Source organism: Magnetospirillum sulfuroxidans (assembly GCF_018224925.1).
GTDB classification, from domain to species: Bacteria; Pseudomonadota; Alphaproteobacteria; order Rhodospirillales; family Magnetospirillaceae; genus Magnetospirillum; species Magnetospirillum sulfuroxidans.
This window is the reverse complement of sequence record NZ_JAGTUF010000001.1, coordinates 104,122-119,216: the sequence shown is the minus strand read 5'-3', so window position 1 is coordinate 119,216 and position 15,095 is coordinate 104,122. Positions and strand designations below refer to the sequence as shown.

The 15,095-nt window shown below is 60.9% G+C and carries 18 protein-coding genes and 1 tRNA gene; 8 read left to right on the top strand and 11 right to left on the bottom strand.

Annotated features, from left to right (window positions below):
* Nucleotides 1–60 precede the first annotated feature (60 nt).
* Genes KEC16_RS00595 through KEC16_RS00585 form a run of 3 tightly spaced genes read right to left on the bottom strand, consistent with a single transcriptional unit; the run spans nt 61 to nt 2,605 of the window.
* Nucleotides 61–867: a trypsin-like serine peptidase gene (locus KEC16_RS00595; RefSeq protein WP_211545720.1), complete on the bottom strand. Its 807-nt coding sequence runs from the start codon at nt 865–867 to the stop codon at nt 61–63.
* The gene (locus tag KEC16_RS00590; RefSeq protein WP_211545719.1) at nt 864–1,829 is read right to left on the bottom strand and encodes a mitochondrial fission ELM1 family protein; all 966 of its coding nucleotides are present in this window, start codon (nt 1,827–1,829) and stop codon (nt 864–866) included. Before KEC16_RS00590 ends, KEC16_RS00595 begins: the two co-directional genes overlap by 4 nt.
* Nucleotides 1,826–2,605: an enoyl-CoA hydratase/isomerase family protein gene (locus KEC16_RS00585; RefSeq protein WP_211545718.1), complete on the bottom strand. Its 780-nt coding sequence runs from the start codon at nt 2,603–2,605 to the stop codon at nt 1,826–1,828. Before KEC16_RS00585 ends, KEC16_RS00590 begins: the two co-directional genes overlap by 4 nt.
* 89 nt (nt 2,606–2,694) lie before the next feature.
* Between KEC16_RS00585 and KEC16_RS00580 the strand changes: the two genes are divergently transcribed.
* Together KEC16_RS00580 and KEC16_RS00575 are read left to right on the top strand one after the other, a co-directional pair.
* Nucleotides 2,695–3,384: an orotate phosphoribosyltransferase gene (locus KEC16_RS00580; protein ID WP_211545717.1), complete on the top strand. Its 690-nt coding sequence runs from the start codon at nt 2,695–2,697 to the stop codon at nt 3,382–3,384.
* Nucleotides 3,385–3,481: 97 nt separating this feature from the next.
* The gene (locus KEC16_RS00575; RefSeq protein ID WP_211545716.1) at nt 3,482–3,937 is read left to right on the top strand and encodes a YccF domain-containing protein; all 456 of its coding nucleotides are present in this window, start codon (nt 3,482–3,484) and stop codon (nt 3,935–3,937) included.
* A gap of 120 nt (nt 3,938–4,057) precedes the next feature.
* Here the strand turns inward: KEC16_RS00575 and KEC16_RS00570 are convergent, their stop codons facing one another.
* Complete coding sequence (locus KEC16_RS00570) at nt 4,058–4,828, bottom strand: hypothetical protein (RefSeq protein WP_211545715.1); 771 nt, start codon at nt 4,826–4,828, stop codon at nt 4,058–4,060.
* Nucleotides 4,829–4,977: 149 nt separating this feature from the next.
* Here KEC16_RS00570 and KEC16_RS00565 point away from each other — a divergent pair, with 149 nt between their 5' ends.
* A complete protein-coding gene (locus tag KEC16_RS00565; RefSeq protein ID WP_211545714.1) occupies nt 4,978–5,583 on the top strand; it encodes a class I SAM-dependent DNA methyltransferase in 606 nt (201 codons plus the stop codon).
* On the opposite strand, the gene KEC16_RS00560 is transcribed toward KEC16_RS00565, so the two are convergent.
* The 4 genes from KEC16_RS00560 to KEC16_RS00545 form a co-directional block, all read right to left on the bottom strand.
* Complete coding sequence (locus tag KEC16_RS00560) at nt 5,574–6,257, bottom strand: class I SAM-dependent methyltransferase (RefSeq protein WP_211545713.1); 684 nt, start codon at nt 6,255–6,257, stop codon at nt 5,574–5,576. The two genes, KEC16_RS00565 and KEC16_RS00560, sit on opposite strands and share 10 nt — an antisense overlap.
* Complete coding sequence (locus KEC16_RS00555; RefSeq protein ID WP_211545712.1) at nt 6,254–6,700, bottom strand: Rrf2 family transcriptional regulator; 447 nt, start codon at nt 6,698–6,700, stop codon at nt 6,254–6,256. The genes KEC16_RS00560 and KEC16_RS00555 overlap by 4 nt, the downstream gene beginning before the upstream one ends.
* A gap of 151 nt (nt 6,701–6,851) precedes the next feature.
* On the bottom strand, nt 6,852–7,541 hold the full coding sequence (locus KEC16_RS00550; protein WP_211545711.1) for an alpha/beta fold hydrolase: 690 nt from the start codon (nt 7,539–7,541) through the stop codon (nt 6,852–6,854).
* 11 nt (nt 7,542–7,552) lie between these two features.
* The gene (locus KEC16_RS00545) at nt 7,553–8,122 is read right to left on the bottom strand and encodes a hydrolase (RefSeq protein WP_346343983.1); all 570 of its coding nucleotides are present in this window, start codon (nt 8,120–8,122) and stop codon (nt 7,553–7,555) included.
* Nucleotides 8,123–8,267: 145 nt separating this feature from the next.
* Between KEC16_RS00545 and KEC16_RS00540 the strand changes: the two genes are divergently transcribed.
* Nucleotides 8,268–9,953 carry a DEAD/DEAH box helicase gene (locus KEC16_RS00540; RefSeq protein ID WP_211545710.1) on the top strand — a complete coding sequence of 562 codons (1,686 nt, stop codon included), beginning with the start codon at nt 8,268–8,270 and terminating at the stop codon, nt 9,951–9,953.
* A gap of 52 nt (nt 9,954–10,005) precedes the next feature.
* Nucleotides 10,006–10,245 carry an Lrp/AsnC ligand binding domain-containing protein gene (locus tag KEC16_RS00535; RefSeq protein WP_211545709.1) on the top strand — a complete coding sequence of 80 codons (240 nt, stop codon included), beginning with the start codon at nt 10,006–10,008 and terminating at the stop codon, nt 10,243–10,245.
* A 40-nt stretch (nt 10,246–10,285) separates the two neighbouring features.
* Here KEC16_RS00535 and KEC16_RS00530 read toward each other — a convergent pair whose 3' ends face one another.
* The 3 genes from KEC16_RS00530 to KEC16_RS00520 all read right to left on the bottom strand — a co-directional run bounded on the left by KEC16_RS00530 (nt 10,286) and on the right by KEC16_RS00520 (nt 12,362).
* Nucleotides 10,286–10,702, bottom strand: coding sequence for a hypothetical protein (locus KEC16_RS00530; RefSeq protein WP_211545708.1), 417 nt, complete (start codon nt 10,700–10,702; stop codon nt 10,286–10,288).
* 191 nt (nt 10,703–10,893) lie between these two features.
* On the bottom strand, nt 10,894–11,481 hold the full coding sequence (locus tag KEC16_RS00525; RefSeq protein WP_211545707.1) for a GNAT family N-acetyltransferase: 588 nt from the start codon (nt 11,479–11,481) through the stop codon (nt 10,894–10,896).
* Nucleotides 11,478–12,362 carry an N-formylglutamate amidohydrolase gene (locus KEC16_RS00520; protein ID WP_211545706.1) on the bottom strand — a complete coding sequence of 295 codons (885 nt, stop codon included), beginning with the start codon at nt 12,360–12,362 and terminating at the stop codon, nt 11,478–11,480. Before KEC16_RS00520 ends, KEC16_RS00525 begins: the two co-directional genes overlap by 4 nt.
* 264 nt (nt 12,363–12,626) lie before the next feature.
* Between KEC16_RS00520 and KEC16_RS00515 the strand changes: the two genes are divergently transcribed.
* From KEC16_RS00515 to KEC16_RS00505, 3 genes are all read left to right on the top strand, one after another.
* Nucleotides 12,627–12,701, top strand: a tRNA-Val gene (locus KEC16_RS00515).
* A 456-nt stretch (nt 12,702–13,157) separates the two neighbouring features.
* Nucleotides 13,158–13,454, top strand: coding sequence for a hypothetical protein (locus KEC16_RS00510; protein WP_211545705.1), 297 nt, complete (start codon nt 13,158–13,160; stop codon nt 13,452–13,454).
* 123 nt (nt 13,455–13,577) lie between these two features.
* Nucleotides 13,578–15,095, top strand: coding sequence for a S1C family serine protease (locus KEC16_RS00505; protein WP_211545704.1), 1,518 nt, complete (start codon nt 13,578–13,580; stop codon nt 15,093–15,095).

The window sequence follows — 15,095 nt, the reverse complement described above, 5'->3', positions numbered from 1 at the left end:
GCTCCAGCGCCCATTGCGGGCACGGGCAAAACCGCTCGCTCTCCCCCGATGCGAGGGGGGCTATGGCTTTTGCGCCGTCACCGATACCCTTGGGTCCAAGGGCTGGGTCAATACCCCCGATCGGCCTGGGCTTTGCGCTCCGCGCCGGTTGGCCTCGGCGGTGAATTCGGCCGCCGCCACCGCGCCGCCCAGGAATTTTCCACCGCCCATGCCAAACGTGGCCACATGGATCGCCGCCAAGGTCGGTACGCCGCCGCGCCAGACCAGCACCGGGGCACCGGAATCGCCATGGACCGCATCACAATCATGGGTAAGGACGCCGGTCTGCAACCGACCGGTCACGTGACATCCCAGATGGGCTGCGGGGATATGGGCCTTGTCTTGGCCATAGCCGACGGTCACCAGCCAATCGGCCGGAACCGGATTAGCCCCCAAAGCAACCCAGCCAACCTGCTCACCCAGCGGTTCGGCCAGCAGCAAAAGCGCCCAATCCTTGGCCGCCAGCACTGGGCTATAAGGTTGATCGAACACCCAGCCGGGGGCGATCACCGTCTTTTCCACCTGGGTAAAGGCCAGATATTGCCCCCGATCATAGCCGGCGACAAAGCGCAAGGACTGCGCCGGCATGGGTTGACGAGTCTTTTTGTTCCACAGGCAATGGGCGGCGGTGACCACCAGTTTCGGCCCGATCAGCATGCCGCTGCAATGGCCGCCCTGGCCGTTATTGATGCGTCCGACCGCGCTCCACGGATATTGGCGGGCAACCACCTCGACGCGGTCATCGGCGCCCTTGACGCCGTCCAGACCGGCAGCGGCGGCGGGAAACGCCGCCGCCAACAGCACCACCAGGGTAAGCGCAATCCTCATGGTAATATCCGTTCAATGGCGGCAGCGACGGCGGCGGCGGCGTTGAGCGGCGGATGCGCTGTCGCCTCTCCCCCCCCCTCTCCCACTGCTGGTAACGGCCGGGCAAAACCTTGGGCGTACAGTTCGGCATGCAGGCGGGCATGCTTATTCACCACCCAACCGTCAGGCGCATACAGATAAACCGGGGCCGGAGCGGCGCAGGCTTCGCAGGCCATGGACACCGAATCCCCGGTGACCACGATGGCATCGGCCAGCCCCAACAAGGCGAAATAGGGATTGTCGCCGCCCGCCGCCCACCGATGAACGAAGCGCGGCTCGGGGATGGCCTGCAACAAGGCTTGCTCGGCGGCGGCGCTGGTGCGGCGGCTGGTGGTCACCAGCACCGAACCGCCGGCGGCCAGGGCGGTGCAGCGCCGTCCCAGATCGGCCGCCATCGGCGCGGTGAACGGACGCTTGCGGGTATCGCCGCCGACAATCGCCGCCACCCACGGGCGCGGCAAGGCGGCGAAGCGATCCCGCCACAAGGCCGCCGCCTCGGCCAATTTGGCGTCGGTGACCCGGTGTGGGGCGCCCGTGACGGCGAAAACATTATCGCCGCAAGTGCCGCCGTCGTGACGCGGCACCGCGATCAGGGCGAAATCAGCCCGCCCGCCCGGACCAGGGTCCATGATCTGCACCAATCTGGCCCCGCATTGCCGCTTGATCCACCGTGCCACCGGGGCGGTGCGGCGGCCGGCGGCAATCACCAGATCAGGCCAGGGTGGAACCAGCCCGGCCCGGCTGGCGCCATCCACCCCCAGCAGCGACGCCCGACGCAGCAGGTTGGGCAAACGGCCCCACCGATCATAGCCGATGGCTTTGACGACAAAAGGCCGCCCCAGTGCCTCGGCCACGCCCAAGCACTGGCCGACATTGCCGGCGCGATCATCGGCCAGAACCCAGATCGTGGCCGGTTGGCTCATTTGCCGGTAAAAGCCGGCTTGCGCTTTTCCTTGAACGCGGCCTGACCTTCGCGGTAATCGGCGGTCTCCAGGAAGTCATAGCATTCGTCTAATTCCATCGCCGAGATCGGCGTCGGATCGGCCAGACGCTGCAACATGCGCTTGTGCCAGCGATTGACCAGCGGCGCGCCGTTGGCCATGCGCTTGGCGGCCGCCAAGACTTCGCCCTCCACCGCTTCGTCGTCGTAAATGCGATTGAGCAGACCTTTTTGCAGCGCCTCCTCGGCGTCGAAAATGCGGGCTTCCAGCAAGATTTCGGCAGCCACCGCCGGGCCGGCGATGGCGCGAATCACCGAGATTTCGGGATAGGCCATCACCACTGAAATCTTGTTGATGGGCACGCCGAACTTTCCCGAACGGGCGGCGATGCGCATGTCGCAGCAACAGGCCAGTTCCAGCCCGCCGCCGACGCAGGGGCCGTAAATCATGGCGATCACCGGCTGCGGGCAGTTCTTCACCGCCGCCAAGGCGCCGCGCATGATGACGTCGTAATCCTTGGCCTGCTGCGCCGTCGCCCGCAGGGTTTCGAATTCCTCGATATCGGCGCCGGGGGCAAAAGCCTTGGTTCCGGCCCCGCGCAAAATGATGGCGCGCACGTCGGCATCGGTGGACAATTCCATGAACGCAGTGGTCAGGCCACGCCACACCGGCAGGTTCAAGGCATTCATACGATCAGGCCGGTTAATGGTGACGGTGGCGATGGCGCCATCGCGGCTGACCAGAATTTCGTCGGACATTTCGCTTCCCTTGTTGTTTGTCGGCTTGCAGGAAAGACCGATTGTGGCCTATAGAGCCCCAAGCCGACAACCGTCGAAAGGCGCCACACATGCAAACCGCTTCCCGCACGCCCGAGCATAAAAAGGCTGCGCTGACCACCGCCCGCATCCTGCTGGAAATCAAGGCCGTCAATTTCCGCCCGGAAGAGCCCTATACCCTGACCTCGGGCTGGGCCAGCCCGGTCTATGTGGATTGCCGTAAGGTGATCAGCTTCCCGCGTGCCCGCCAAAAGATTTGCGAGTTGGCCAGCAACACCATCTTGCGCGAAGCCGGCTATGAAAGCATCGACGCCGTCGCCGGTGGCGAAACTGCCGGCATCCCCTATGCGGCATGGATTTCCGACCGGCTGATGGTGCCGATGCTGTACGTGCGCAAGAAGCCCAAGGGCTTTGGCCGCAACGCCCAGATCGAAGGCGAATTCAGCCCCGGCGCCCGCGTCGTCCTGGTCGAGGATTTGGCGTCCGACGGCGCCTCCAAGGTCAATTTCTGCAACGCGCTGCGCGAAGCCGGCGCCGAGGTCAAGCACGCTTTCGTCGTCTTCTTCTATGGCGTCTTCCCCGGCGCCTTGAAGGCGTTGAACGAAATCGGCGTCGAGATGTCCTATCTGTGTAATTGGTGGGACGTCTTGGAAGTGGCCGAACAAGACGGTCTGTTCGACCGCAAGACCCTGGAAGCGGTACGCAGCTTCCTGCACGATCCGGTGCAATGGTCCAAGCTGCACGGCGGCCGCGCCGAGTAAAAAAGTGATGGCGCCGGCCAAATTACTTGGTCGGCGCCATTGCTCTCGTCCCTTGGCTGTCATAGGCTGCACCCTTCTCTCATAGCGGGAGGGCTCCATGCGCGCCCTGGGCAATATTCTTTGGCATTTTCCTTTCCTCGGTTTCCTCAACGCCCTGTTCACCTATGTGCTTGGGCTGCTGCTGACCGTCACCGTGGTTGCCGCCCCCATCGGTCTGGGGCTGATGCAATTGGGCAAATTCTTTCTCGCCCCGTTCGGCCACGAGATGGTGGCGTCCAAGGACGCCCTGCCCAACCAAGAGGTCAACCCGACCTGGAAAACCTATTCCACCGTCATCATGATCTTGTGGCTGCCGCTGGGCCTGATCTTGGCCATCGCCACCGTCATCCAGGTGGTGGCGCTGTTCATCACCATCATCGGCATCCCGGTTGCCGCCGCCTTGGCCAAAACCGTGGGCACTATGTTCAACCCGGTGGGCAAGGTCTGCGTCAGCTCGGAAATGGCGGCGGAAATCCGTCGCAAGGCGGCACAGACCCAATTGGCCGTCAACTAATCAAACAATTCATGGGGATTTGGTTAGGCCCCGCCGATCAAGGCGGCCCGATGATCGGTTCTGATCAGCGGGATAAGAGATTGATATTCGACGAAAAGGGGGCTTCGGCTCCCTTTTTTGTCAGATCTCGCAGGTGGCGAGGTGGACCAGGAACGGCCCGATCAGGTGATGCGGATCGGTCCCGAATTCCTTTTTAAAGGCCGCTTCGTCAGCCGGAAGCATATGGGTCAGCGGCGAGAACAGCGCCTGGAAAAAGACGCAGAACTGATGGTTGCCAAAGACGTGCGGTTCGTCGTGATCGACCTCGCGGGTAACAAAGGCGTTCGAGCCGATGCTGACCGTGGTCGGCGTGTACTGCATCAGCTTCATGAACCAGTCCTTGCGCAGATCCCAGCGCTTGAACGAACCGGCGATGCGGGTCAGCGTGTGCCATAAGATCAGCTTGGCCGGCAGAGAATCGTAATAGGCGTCCCAGCTGAAATCCTCTTTCAACTCGGCCTTCATCTCGGCGACCTGTTTCAGGCATTGCTCGCCGTAAAAGCCGGCGTCATCGCCCAACACCAGATGGAAAAAGGAAAAAATGTTGGGCAGGAATTCCCGATCCAAGGAACCAGCCTCGAATTGCGGCCCCAAATGGTGAACCATCAAGCGGCCAAAGGCGTTGGTGCGCCGCTGCTCCATCTTTTCCTGCTCGACCACGTCCAGCAATTCGCGATACGACCGACGATAGAATTCGTCGAACTGGACCGAAGCTTCCAGCCCGGTGATGATGTCGCGCAGCGCCGCCATTTCCTTGGGGTGGCCTTGCCACGCCCCTTCGGCCGCCTTTAGCAAGGCATCAAGGACATGATTTGTAGTGCGCCGCAACAAAAGCGGCCCGCGCGAGCCCATGATCACCCCTTTGATAACCCTGTATCAGGATAAAATATCGAAGGTTAAGAACCAACAAAGAAAAAGACCACATCAAACACACCATTTTAGCCAAACCTTTCTGATTAGAGTTTGGCTATAAATTGTACGGTCACCACCGACGGAACATCATGCCCGACAGCATCATCAGCTTGTATCAACGCCACAGCGAAGAATGGGACCGCCTGCGCGGCCGCTCTTTGTTCGAACGTCCCTGGCTCGACCGCTTTCTCGCCCTGATCGGTCCGGCGCCAGAGATCATTGATCTGGGATGCGGCAGCGGCGAACCATTGGCCGCCTATCTGATCGGGCGCGGCGTCGCCATGACCGGCATTGATTCGGCGCCCGCGCTGATCGCCTTGTGCCGCCAACGCTTCGCCGCCCATCGCTGGATCGTCGCCGATATGCGGGCGCTGCCCGTGACCGCCACCTTCGATGGCATTTTGGCCTGGGACAGCTTTTTTCACCTTAATCACGACGATCAGCGCCGCATGTTCGCCAGCTTCGGCCGCTTGGCCAAGCCAGGGGCCCCCCTCTTGTTCACCAGCGGGCCAAGCCATGGCAAGGCCATCGGCAACATGTGGGGCGAGCCCGTCTACCACGCCAGCCTAAGCAGCGACGAATACCACGCCCGGCTAAGCGAAAACGGTTTCACCGTCATCGATCATCGGATCGAAGACCCGGAATGCGGCAAGCATACCGTTTGGCTGGCCCGACGCCTCACGGATCAGGCGTAAGCCACCCAGCCGCGCCATGTGAAGGCCGCATAAAACATGGCGACATTGGAAAAACCAGCCTCAGCCAGAAGTGCCGCATCGTGTTCCGGCGTCAGCAGGCTCAGATGGGCCTCAACAGCATCCCGCATTTTATGAACCTTCTCTGGATCGCTGCCCGAAGTCAGGGCAAAAGCAGCGTATCGAGACAGCCACGTACCGCGTTCACTCCCCGTTTGCGGGAAACTGGAATGAGCGACCACGAACGGCGCGCCTGGCTTCAGCCGGCGGCGGATTTCTTTCAACGTGCGCAATCGTTCCTCTGGCCCCAGGAAATGCAAGGTCAGAAAGCAGGTTGCGCCATCGAACGGGCCTTCCGGCGCATCGTCGATATACCCCTTGAGCAAGCGCACACGCGCCATCTCCTGCCCCACCATTCGCTCGGCCAATTTCAGCATTTCAATGGCCGGATCGACGCCGACGAACCTCCAGCCGGCATGGGCTTGGGCAAAAGATTTCAGCTCCAACCCACCGCCGGCGCCAAGAACCAGCAATTCAGCCGCCTCCGGCATATGCTCGGCCAGCAAAATAGCCGCCATCCGATGCAAATCGGCAAAGCCGGGAACGAAGCGCGGTGGCCCCTCGGCGTAACGGGCCACGGCCTGGGGATCAGAAAACGGCGCTAACAACTCACTCATTTCACTCTCACTTTTCCCACGGCAACGAGACGGCGATGGAAGTCGGCACTGAGCGATGCCAGCGTCACGTCACCGAAACGATGCAACAATAAAGCCTCGGCATCCTGAAAGGCCTGGCTGAGCGCGGCATTGACCACCACCTCGACCAGACAGCCCGGAGATTCGGTGCGATTTCCCATGGCCAAGAGCCCAGGACTTCCCAAGGCGATATAGATGTCGCGCAAGGTGATCCGCGAAAGATCGCAGGCCAGCGTCCAGCCACCACCATGGCCTTTTTCCGATCGGACATATCCTTTCTGCCGCAGCCCGGACAAAACCCGGCGGATCACCACCGGATTAGTCCCCATGACTCTGGCCAAAGCCTCGGACGTCAGCGGCCCGTCCTGCTCCGCCATATGCAGCAGAACATGGAGCACGCCAGATAAGCGGCTGTCTTTTTTCATGCAACATATATTGTTACATAATCAGACAACGTCAAGCCCCTGCTTCGCTATTCCAGGAGAGAGGGCGGTTATCGGGCCTCATACCCTATCCCGGCGATCGTAACCGATCCCCGGCGGCCTCAAGCGGCATAAGCCGCGCAGCCCCTTGGGCTTAGCCCTGCAACCACATGGACAGCGCGGCACTGACCGCATGCGGCTGCTCGATGGCCGACAGATGACCGCAATCGGCGATCTTGACCAATTTGGCGCCGGCAATCAGATCGGCCATTTCCTCGGCCCGCTCTGGTGGGGTCAAGGTGTCGTCACGACCGACGATCACCACGGCCGGACAGCGCAATGCCGCCAAACCGGGGCGCGAATCCGGGCGGCCGATAATGGCGCTTTGCTGACGCAGAAAGCCGTCAACGCCAACCGCCGCCGCCATGGCGTAAAACAGATCGGCAACGCGGCCTTGGGCGTTGATCGGCGGAACCATGCTGGCCAGCACGGTGGGCAAGATGCGATCCAAGGCGCCCGACGACGCCATTTCCATCAACACATGGCGGCGTTCGGTCTGTTCCGGCAGATCGGGCCGCGCCGTGGTGCTGACAAAGGCCACCCGCTCCACCCGCTCGGGCGCCCGGCGCAAGATCTCCATGGAGACATAGCCGCCCATGGACAGACCCGCCAAGGCAAAGGTCGGCGGCGCCTGATCCAGCACCGCCTGCGCCAAATCGGCGATATTGTCATGGCTATAGGTGGGGATCACCCGCACCCGCGCCTGATCGGCCAGATCAGTGCATTGTTGCGCCCACAGACGGGCATCGTTGAGCAAACCGGGCAACAAGATCAGATCGGTCATCTTGAGCTTCCTTACTTGATCAGCTTGATCATGTCCTTGAACGCCGGAGTTCCTGCGACATGCAACCACTCGAACACGGCCATTTCGGTGGACACCACCGCGACACCGGCGGCGGCCATCCGGCTTAAGGCCATCTGATGATTGCCGACAATGCGCGAGGAACAGGCGTCGGCGACGACGAACACCTCGAAACCGGCGGCTTTCAGGCCCAAGGCCGATTGCAGGACGCAGACATGGGCCTCGATGCCGGCGACCACCACCTGCGGGCGGTCGAACCCGCGCAGGCGGGTCAAGATGGCCGGCTCGGCGGCGCAGGAAAAGTGCAGCTTTTCCATCACCACCCCGGCCGGAGCCTCGGCCAGCAACTCCCCCATGGTCGGCCCCAAACCCTTTGGGTATTGCTCGGAAATGGTCACCGGAACCGCCAAACGGGCGGCGGCACGCAACAGCATGGTGCAGTTGCGATAGACTTGACGCGGCTCCGCCATCACCGGCCCCAGGTTCTCCTGAACATCGACGATCAACAGGGAAGAACGGGCGGCATCCATCAACATGGCGAAATCCTTTTTGTTCAAAACCATCAAAGCGTAGCCGAAAGGCCACACCCCCGCCAGACAAAGCAGGAAAGCAAAGGTCTTTCATTGACATAGGCGCACGACCTTCTATTATCTCGCCGCATATGAAACACTCCCTCAAAATCGCCGCATGGACGGCTTTCCGCACCCAATGAGCTTCGCTGACCTGGGCCTGAGCCCCGAACTCCTGCAAGCGGTCGAGGAATCCGGGTACACCACCCCGACTCCCATTCAGCAACAGGCCATCCCCGTCGTCTTGATGGGCCGCGACGTCTTGGGCTGTGCCCAGACCGGCACCGGCAAGACGGCTAGCTTCACCCTGCCGATGATCGAAATCCTGGCCGCCGGCCGGGCCAAGGCGCGCATGCCGCGCTCGCTGATCCTGGCGCCGACCCGCGAATTAGCGGCACAGGTGGCCGAGAATTTCGATAAATACGGCAAATACCACAAACTCAATAAGGCGCTGATCATCGGCGGCGAATCCATGAGCGACCAGGTCGCCATCTTGGATCGCGGCGTCGATGTGCTGATCGCCACCCCTGGTCGCCTGCTCGATATGTTCGAGCGTGGGCGCATCTTGCTCAACGACGTCAAGGTCCTGGTCATCGACGAGGCCGACCGCATGCTGGACATGGGCTTCATTCCCGACGTCCAGCGCATCGTCTCGTTGCTGCCGAAAATGCGCCAGACCTTGTTCTTCTCGGCCACGCTTGGCCCGGAAATCCGCAAGCTGGCCGACGAATTCCTGATGAACCCCAAGGAAATCAGCGTCAGCGCCCAGTCTTCGACGGCGGTGACGGTGGAACAGTTCCTGGCGGTGGTCGATCACATCGACAAGCGCGAAACGCTGCGCCACATCATCCGAATCGAGAATCTGAAGAACGCCTTCATTTTCTGCAACCGCAAGCGCGACGTCGATATCTTGTATCGCTCGCTGCAAAAGCACGGCTTCGACGTCGTGCAGATGCATGGCGACATGAGCCAACCGGCCCGCCTGGAATCGCTGTCCAAGTTCAAGTCGGGCGAAGCCCGGCTGTTGGTCTGTTCCGACGTGGTGGCACGCGGCATCGACATCAAGGCGGTCAGTCACGTCTTTAACTTCGACGTGCCGATCCATGCCGAGGATTACGTTCACCGCATTGGCCGCACCGGCCGCGCCGGCGAGACCGGCAAGGCCTTCACCATCGCCTCGCCCGAGGATGGCCGCTTCGTTGCCGCCATCGAAGGTCTGATCGGTCAACCGCTGCCGCGCATGGCGGTGGAAGGTGTGCCGCCGCTGGACCTGGACATGTCGCCGCGACGCGGCGGTCGTGGGGCGCCGCGTGGTGGTGAAAAGACCGGCGGTGACAAGGACGGCAATGGCCGGCGGGAGCGCAAGCCCCGTGGCGGCCGCGCCAAGGACGAAGCCCCGGCTGCAATCGTGGCTACGGCCCCGACTGAAACCCAGCCGGTGGTCGAAGCGCGGGAACCGGAACGCCGCGAACGCCCAAGCCGCGAGCGCAACCCTGAACGGGATCGTAACCCCGAGCGGGAACGCAGTCCTGAACGGGAACGCAGTCCTGAACGGGAACGCGGTCCTGAACGGGAACGTGCCCCCGAGCGGGAACGCGGTCCTGAACGGGAACGCGGCCGGGATCGTGACCGCGACCGCAATCGTCGCGATGATCGCGGCGGTCGCCGCCGTGGCCGAATCGATGAGTTGGGGATCGGCGAAATGCTGCACCCGGACAATGCCATCGGCTTTGGCGATCACATGCCCGACTTCATGACCCATGCCGTCCCGCAAATCGTCAGCCGCAATGTGGCCAAGGACGATGACGACGGCGCCGAGGATTGACACGAGATCCGGCTTCCATCAGCGATGGAAGCCGGTTAACGGAGGCTGACACATGCAGACCATCTTCGTCATGGTGAAGTGTGAACTGGGCCGCGCCTATGACGTGGCCGACCAAGCCGTGGACATCGAACGGGTGTCCGAAGTCCATTCCATTTCCGGCCAATACGATCTGATGCTGAAATGCTATCTGGATGATGGTCAGGATATCGGACAATTCGTCGTCGATACCCTGCAAGTCATCCCCGGTATCAAGGATACCTTTACCCTGATCGCCTTCAAGGCGTTCAGCTGACAGCTGCGCCAAGGCGCAGCGTGTCCCCCTTCCGATGAGATCAGGCCGCCTGGGTCCGGCAGATCTGGCCGTCCAGACGATCAAGCAGCCATTGGCTGAATTCGGCCTTTTCGTGGCTGCGGCGATGCTGGCGCCAAGCGTTGAGCATGACGCTCATCACCCCATAGGCAGCCGATTGCGCGGCGAACAAACCGGCGAAGCGGCGGTTGATGGTCACGAATTCACGGCACCGTCCCTCGGCCACCGCCAGCGACTGCACCCGCAATTCATCGCGGTTGCGGACCACCGCCGCACCGGACGCCAGATAGCCAATGACGCGCCATAAATCCTGGTTATAGGCCAAGGCCTCGGCCATGCCGCCCAATTGCTCGGCCCGCTCCAGACGGGTCAAGCCAACTTCCAGGGCCACCGCCAATTCAACATCGACGCAGACGTTATCTTGCGGGCAAATCGACATGGCCATTTCCTTCCTCAATACACTCAGCCCCGATACTTCCGACCGGTTGAGGACATAATGCCGACACTTCCCTGTATAGGATAGATGTTCATGAGGATACGCCCTATCCGCCCTTGGGTTCATATCCCTACGCCAGCGGGGTAGATCTCTACGCCTTTAGAAGCAATTTAAACAATTTTATCCGCCAAAATTCAGGGTTCCTCGTATTTCGGCAAGGGTGGCGCGGCGGCGCCGTCGGGCAACGGCCGGTCGTCATCGCCCAACACCCGGTGCATGATGACCACATCGACCCAGCGGCCGAACTTAAGTCCAACCCCTCGCAGCACCCCTTCTTGGCGAAACCCAAGCGAGCGGTGCAAGCCAATCGACCCCTGATTAGCGGAATCGCCAATCACCGCGATCATCCGGCGATAACCCAATTCCGTACAACGATCGATCAGCGCCCCCAGCAACGCCTTGCCAATTCCGCGCCGCTGGACGAAGGGGGCGACATAGATGGAATCCTCGACCGTGTAGCGATAAGCCGAGCGCGGACGCCAGGGGCCGGCATAGGTATAGCCCAACACCTCACCGTCTTCCTCGGCCACCAGATAAGGCAGATTGCGCGCGAACACCTCGTCGCGGCGGCGCTGCATCTCCGCCACGCCGGGAACTTCTTCCTCAAACGAGGCCGCGGTGCGGGTCACATAATAGGAATAGATCGCCCGAACCTGCGCCATGTCGTCTGGCGTCGCCGGGCGAACACACACCGGCAAGGGCGATTGCGTGGACACGGTCATGGGAAGCCCTGTTCCTTGGTCAATGCCGCCAGCGCCGCCACAACCCCTTCCAAATCGGTCGCCAAGCGCGCAAAGCCGGCAAGGGGAAGATGGTCGGCTTCGTTCATGTAAAGCGAACGATTGAGTTCAATTTGTACCGCATGGCACCCCTGGCGCGGCTGGCCGTAATGGCGGGTGGTGAAGCCGCCGGCATAGGGTGTGTTGCGGACCACCCGATAACCGCGCCGGCGAAACTCGTCCTCGATTGTCTGGACGATGGGACCGGCGCAAGAGGCCCCAAAGCAATCCCCCAGCACCACATCCGCCCCCGCCGTCCCCTGGCTTGATTCGGGCGGCGCCCCCAAACTTGGCATGGAATGACAATCCACCAGCACCGCCCAACCGAATTGCCGCTGCGTCGCCTGCACCAATTCCCGCAGGCATTGGTGATACGGGCGGTAATACAAACCGATGCGCCGTTCGATTTCGCTGACCGATAAGCGCCCGCTATAAATCTCGGCCCCGGACGCCACTACCTTGGGAATGGTCCCCAGGCCGGCAATAACCCGTGGAGAACGGATATTGGCCGCCTCGGGCAGACGGCCAGAGAACATGGACGGGTCCAGTTCATAAGGTTCGCGGTTGGGATCGCAAAACGCCCGAGGAAAGCGTGCCGCCAGCAGCGGCGCTCCGTGGCGAGGCGCGGCGGCGAACAATTCCTCCACATAGGAATCTTCCGACCGCCGCAAGGTCAACGGGTCCAGGCGCGATGCGGCGATGAAATCGGCCGGATAGTCACGGCCGGAATGGGGCGAGGAAAACACCAACGGCACCGTCTGGCGTGGCGGCGCAAGGACAGTGAAAACCTCATCCAGGGCGGGCGAAATCGCGCTCGTATCCATGTAAACGGTTTAGCAGGTTGCACCGCATCTGTCACAGACGGAGTTCATTGAAAAAAACCGTAACACAGGGGTTGCCAAGCCCGGTAAAAGCGGTTAGAAGATCGCCCCTCAGCCACGGAGATCGCGACTGAGGAACAAATTCAGAGCAATAAAGACTGTTGCGCTGAAACAAAAAACCGGATACTAAGACGGCCCCGTCAAGGTCAGTCTTCCGGGGTTGGAACCGAAAGGTTCACGTGGATGAAAACTCATCCACACAAGAGTGGGCGGTTAGCTCAGCGGTAGAGCACTACGTTGACATCGTAGGGGTCACAAGTTCGATCCTTGTACCGCCCACCATTTACTTTCCGATAGGCAACAATCCGATCTGAACAGGCCAAGCAGTTCATGCGCATGGGCGCTCATGTCCTCTTTGGGGAATTCTCGATCGACCAACGTCGGCATCATCACATTCTCAAGCGCCGTGAAGGCGAAAATCAGATAGTGATACTGAAGACGAATCCGATGCTGTGCTCTCGCAATCTGGTCAGTTCCACATCGTCATAGCCGCCGATCTCGCACCCGTCGATAAACAGCTTGCCCGGTGGTCGGGCGATCGAGCAGAGCGATTATATTAAGCAAGGTGCTTTGTCGGCAATGGCAAGGCGATCTTCGACTATCGCCTTGCGTTAAGTCACAGACAATTTGCGCGATGCTGCGGCCTTGTGCTGCATTGCCATGTTATCGTCTTTTTCATGTTCCAAGTGTCAGGAATTTGTTAGGATGGCATCTTGGTGAAACTTTAGGTTATCTCTGATGAAGCATCCTCATCGCTTTCTCTCTGCCATCGTCGTCACGGGATTACTGAGCCTGGCACAGCCGCTTTGGGCCGAGGAATCTCAGTCGACCGTCGCTGAAACCAAACAAGCGGTCAAGGAAGGCGCCCGCGCCATCGGCGAGGCGACGCGCGAAACCACCACGGCCATCGGGCATGGCACCCGTGACGCCGCCAAGGCCGTCGGTCACGAAACCCGCAGCGTCACGCAAAAAATCGGCGACGCGGTCAAGAACGCCTGGAAGGACCTGACCGGCCCCAGCGAGCCAAATAAATAGCACATCCCTTTTAAGGGAAATCATCTAGACGGCAAAATACTAAAAAGAGATATTGCCCTCGCCGACCCGTCGCGATTTACTGAGCCCGAAACGGAAGATTAATCAGCGTCGGGCTTATCGGACATGAAACGCGACACGACCGGGCGTCTTTGGGCGGCACGGCAGGCATTGGCCGCCGTGCTTGTAGCTTTGATGTGCGTCCCGGCACTGGGGTGGGCCAGCGCAAGCGGCGATCTTGCCGCCTTGGTCCAACAGGCGCGCGCGGCGGGCGAAGGCGCCCCTGATATCGCCCAACTGACCTTGGTTGAGGCGACCTCCCCTTACCTGCTGCGCATCGAAGGCGACATCGACTTTCCCTTTTCCGTCGGCATCGATCTGCCGCTGAATGCCCAGCCGCGGAGCCTGTCCACCGCCCTGACCGGCCCAATCGAGGAGACCGGCCGCTACGTGGTCGCCTTTGACGTCGCCTTGGCCAAGGTGTCGCGCAAGGTGCGCGACCTCAAGGACAAATCCTCACGCAAGATCGTCAGCATCAACAAGATCGACAACCCGGCCTTCTTGCGGGCCGTCAAGCAATTCGACAGCTATTCCGCCAAACTGGAAAAGGTTCCGGGCAACACAAAACTGGTGAAATTGGCCGAAGATGCCCGGCTGAAAATGACCACCACGCCGCAATTCATCGAACAGCCCATCTATGGCGATTACACCTACAAACTGGCCGATGTCGAAGAGCGCAAGGTGTTGACCGTCAATTATTACGTCATCGACCGCGTCACCCGGACCTACGCTAAATCCACCTTCGACACGGTCGAGAACGAACGTTTCACCGTCGCCTATGACGTCGATACCTCGGACCCCCAGCAATCGCGTTTCAGCGCCGACATCATGCGGGAAAAGCAATTGGTCGATTGGGAACGCGCCCCGGTGGTCATCCCCCTGTCGCAGGTGCTGGATCACGCGGTGGCGCAAGGCGGCCCCACTTTGCCCATCGGCTCGACCGAAACATTGCTGGCGCAGTTGGGGCAGGACCGCAACCGCGCCATCGCCCGCGCCGTCAGCGAAAAATACGACGACCGCCCGCTCAACGATCCCCGCTTCGACAGCGTCGTCGCCATTTACACCAAGGGCGGCATGGGATCGGGTTTTTTTGTCCGCCCCAACATCGTCATGACCAACTGGCATGTGGTTGATGACAGCGCCATCATTGAAATGCGCCTGTACGACAAACGCGAAACCTTTGGCCAAGTCATCGCCAAGGATGTTCGTCTCGACCTTGCCCTGGTCAAAGTTCAAGATCGCGGCCGGCCGGTGGAATTCATGCACGGCAAGGACCTTAAGCCCGGTGACAGCGTCGACGCCATTGGTCATCCCCGCCGCCAGACCTTTACCATCACCCGTGGCGTCGTCAGCGCCATCCGCAAGAAATTGGCGGCCACCAACCCGGCGCAAAAAGGTGACGGCGTGGTCTATGTTCAGACCGATGCCGACATCAATCCCGGCAATTCCGGCGGACCATTGTTTAAAGGCAACAGCGTGGTCGGGATCAACACCTTCGGCATCACCGAATCGCCGGGGCTGAATTTCTCTGTCCATTATTCCGAAGCACAGAACTTCTTGAACTCGTCGATGAGGGGAGAATAA

Excerpts from the sequence above, each read along its gene's own strand:
- KEC16_RS00595 (WP_211545720.1), bottom strand. The coding sequence starts at position 867 with ATGAGGATTGCGCTTACCCTGGTGGTGCTGTTGGCGGCGGCGTTTCCC.
- KEC16_RS00590 (WP_211545719.1), bottom strand. The coding sequence starts at position 1,829 with ATGAGCCAACCGGCCACGATCTGGGTTCTGGCCGATGATCGCGCCGGC.
- KEC16_RS00585 (WP_211545718.1), bottom strand. The coding sequence starts at position 2,605 with ATGTCCGACGAAATTCTGGTCAGCCGCGATGGCGCCATCGCCACCGTC.
- KEC16_RS00580 (WP_211545717.1), top strand. The coding sequence starts at position 2,695 with ATGCAAACCGCTTCCCGCACGCCCGAGCATAAAAAGGCTGCGCTGACC.
- KEC16_RS00575 (WP_211545716.1), top strand. The coding sequence starts at position 3,482 with ATGCGCGCCCTGGGCAATATTCTTTGGCATTTTCCTTTCCTCGGTTTC.
- KEC16_RS00570 (WP_211545715.1), bottom strand. The coding sequence starts at position 4,828 with ATGGGCTCGCGCGGGCCGCTTTTGTTGCGGCGCACTACAAATCATGTC.
- KEC16_RS00565 (WP_211545714.1), top strand. The coding sequence starts at position 4,978 with ATGCCCGACAGCATCATCAGCTTGTATCAACGCCACAGCGAAGAATGG.
- KEC16_RS00560 (WP_211545713.1), bottom strand. The coding sequence starts at position 6,257 with ATGAGTGAGTTGTTAGCGCCGTTTTCTGATCCCCAGGCCGTGGCCCGT.
- KEC16_RS00555 (WP_211545712.1), bottom strand. The coding sequence starts at position 6,700 with ATGAAAAAAGACAGCCGCTTATCTGGCGTGCTCCATGTTCTGCTGCAT.
- KEC16_RS00550 (WP_211545711.1), bottom strand. The coding sequence starts at position 7,541 with ATGACCGATCTGATCTTGTTGCCCGGTTTGCTCAACGATGCCCGTCTG.
- KEC16_RS00545 (WP_346343983.1), bottom strand. The coding sequence starts at position 8,122 with ATGGTTTTGAACAAAAAGGATTTCGCCATGTTGATGGATGCCGCCCGT.
- KEC16_RS00540 (WP_211545710.1), top strand. The coding sequence starts at position 8,268 with ATGAGCTTCGCTGACCTGGGCCTGAGCCCCGAACTCCTGCAAGCGGTC.
- KEC16_RS00535 (WP_211545709.1), top strand. The coding sequence starts at position 10,006 with ATGCAGACCATCTTCGTCATGGTGAAGTGTGAACTGGGCCGCGCCTAT.
- KEC16_RS00530 (WP_211545708.1), bottom strand. The coding sequence starts at position 10,702 with ATGTCGATTTGCCCGCAAGATAACGTCTGCGTCGATGTTGAATTGGCG.
- KEC16_RS00525 (WP_211545707.1), bottom strand. The coding sequence starts at position 11,481 with ATGACCGTGTCCACGCAATCGCCCTTGCCGGTGTGTGTTCGCCCGGCG.
- KEC16_RS00520 (WP_211545706.1), bottom strand. The coding sequence starts at position 12,362 with ATGGATACGAGCGCGATTTCGCCCGCCCTGGATGAGGTTTTCACTGTC.
- KEC16_RS00510 (WP_211545705.1), top strand. The coding sequence starts at position 13,158 with ATGAAGCATCCTCATCGCTTTCTCTCTGCCATCGTCGTCACGGGATTA.
- KEC16_RS00505 (WP_211545704.1), top strand. The coding sequence starts at position 13,578 with ATGAAACGCGACACGACCGGGCGTCTTTGGGCGGCACGGCAGGCATTG.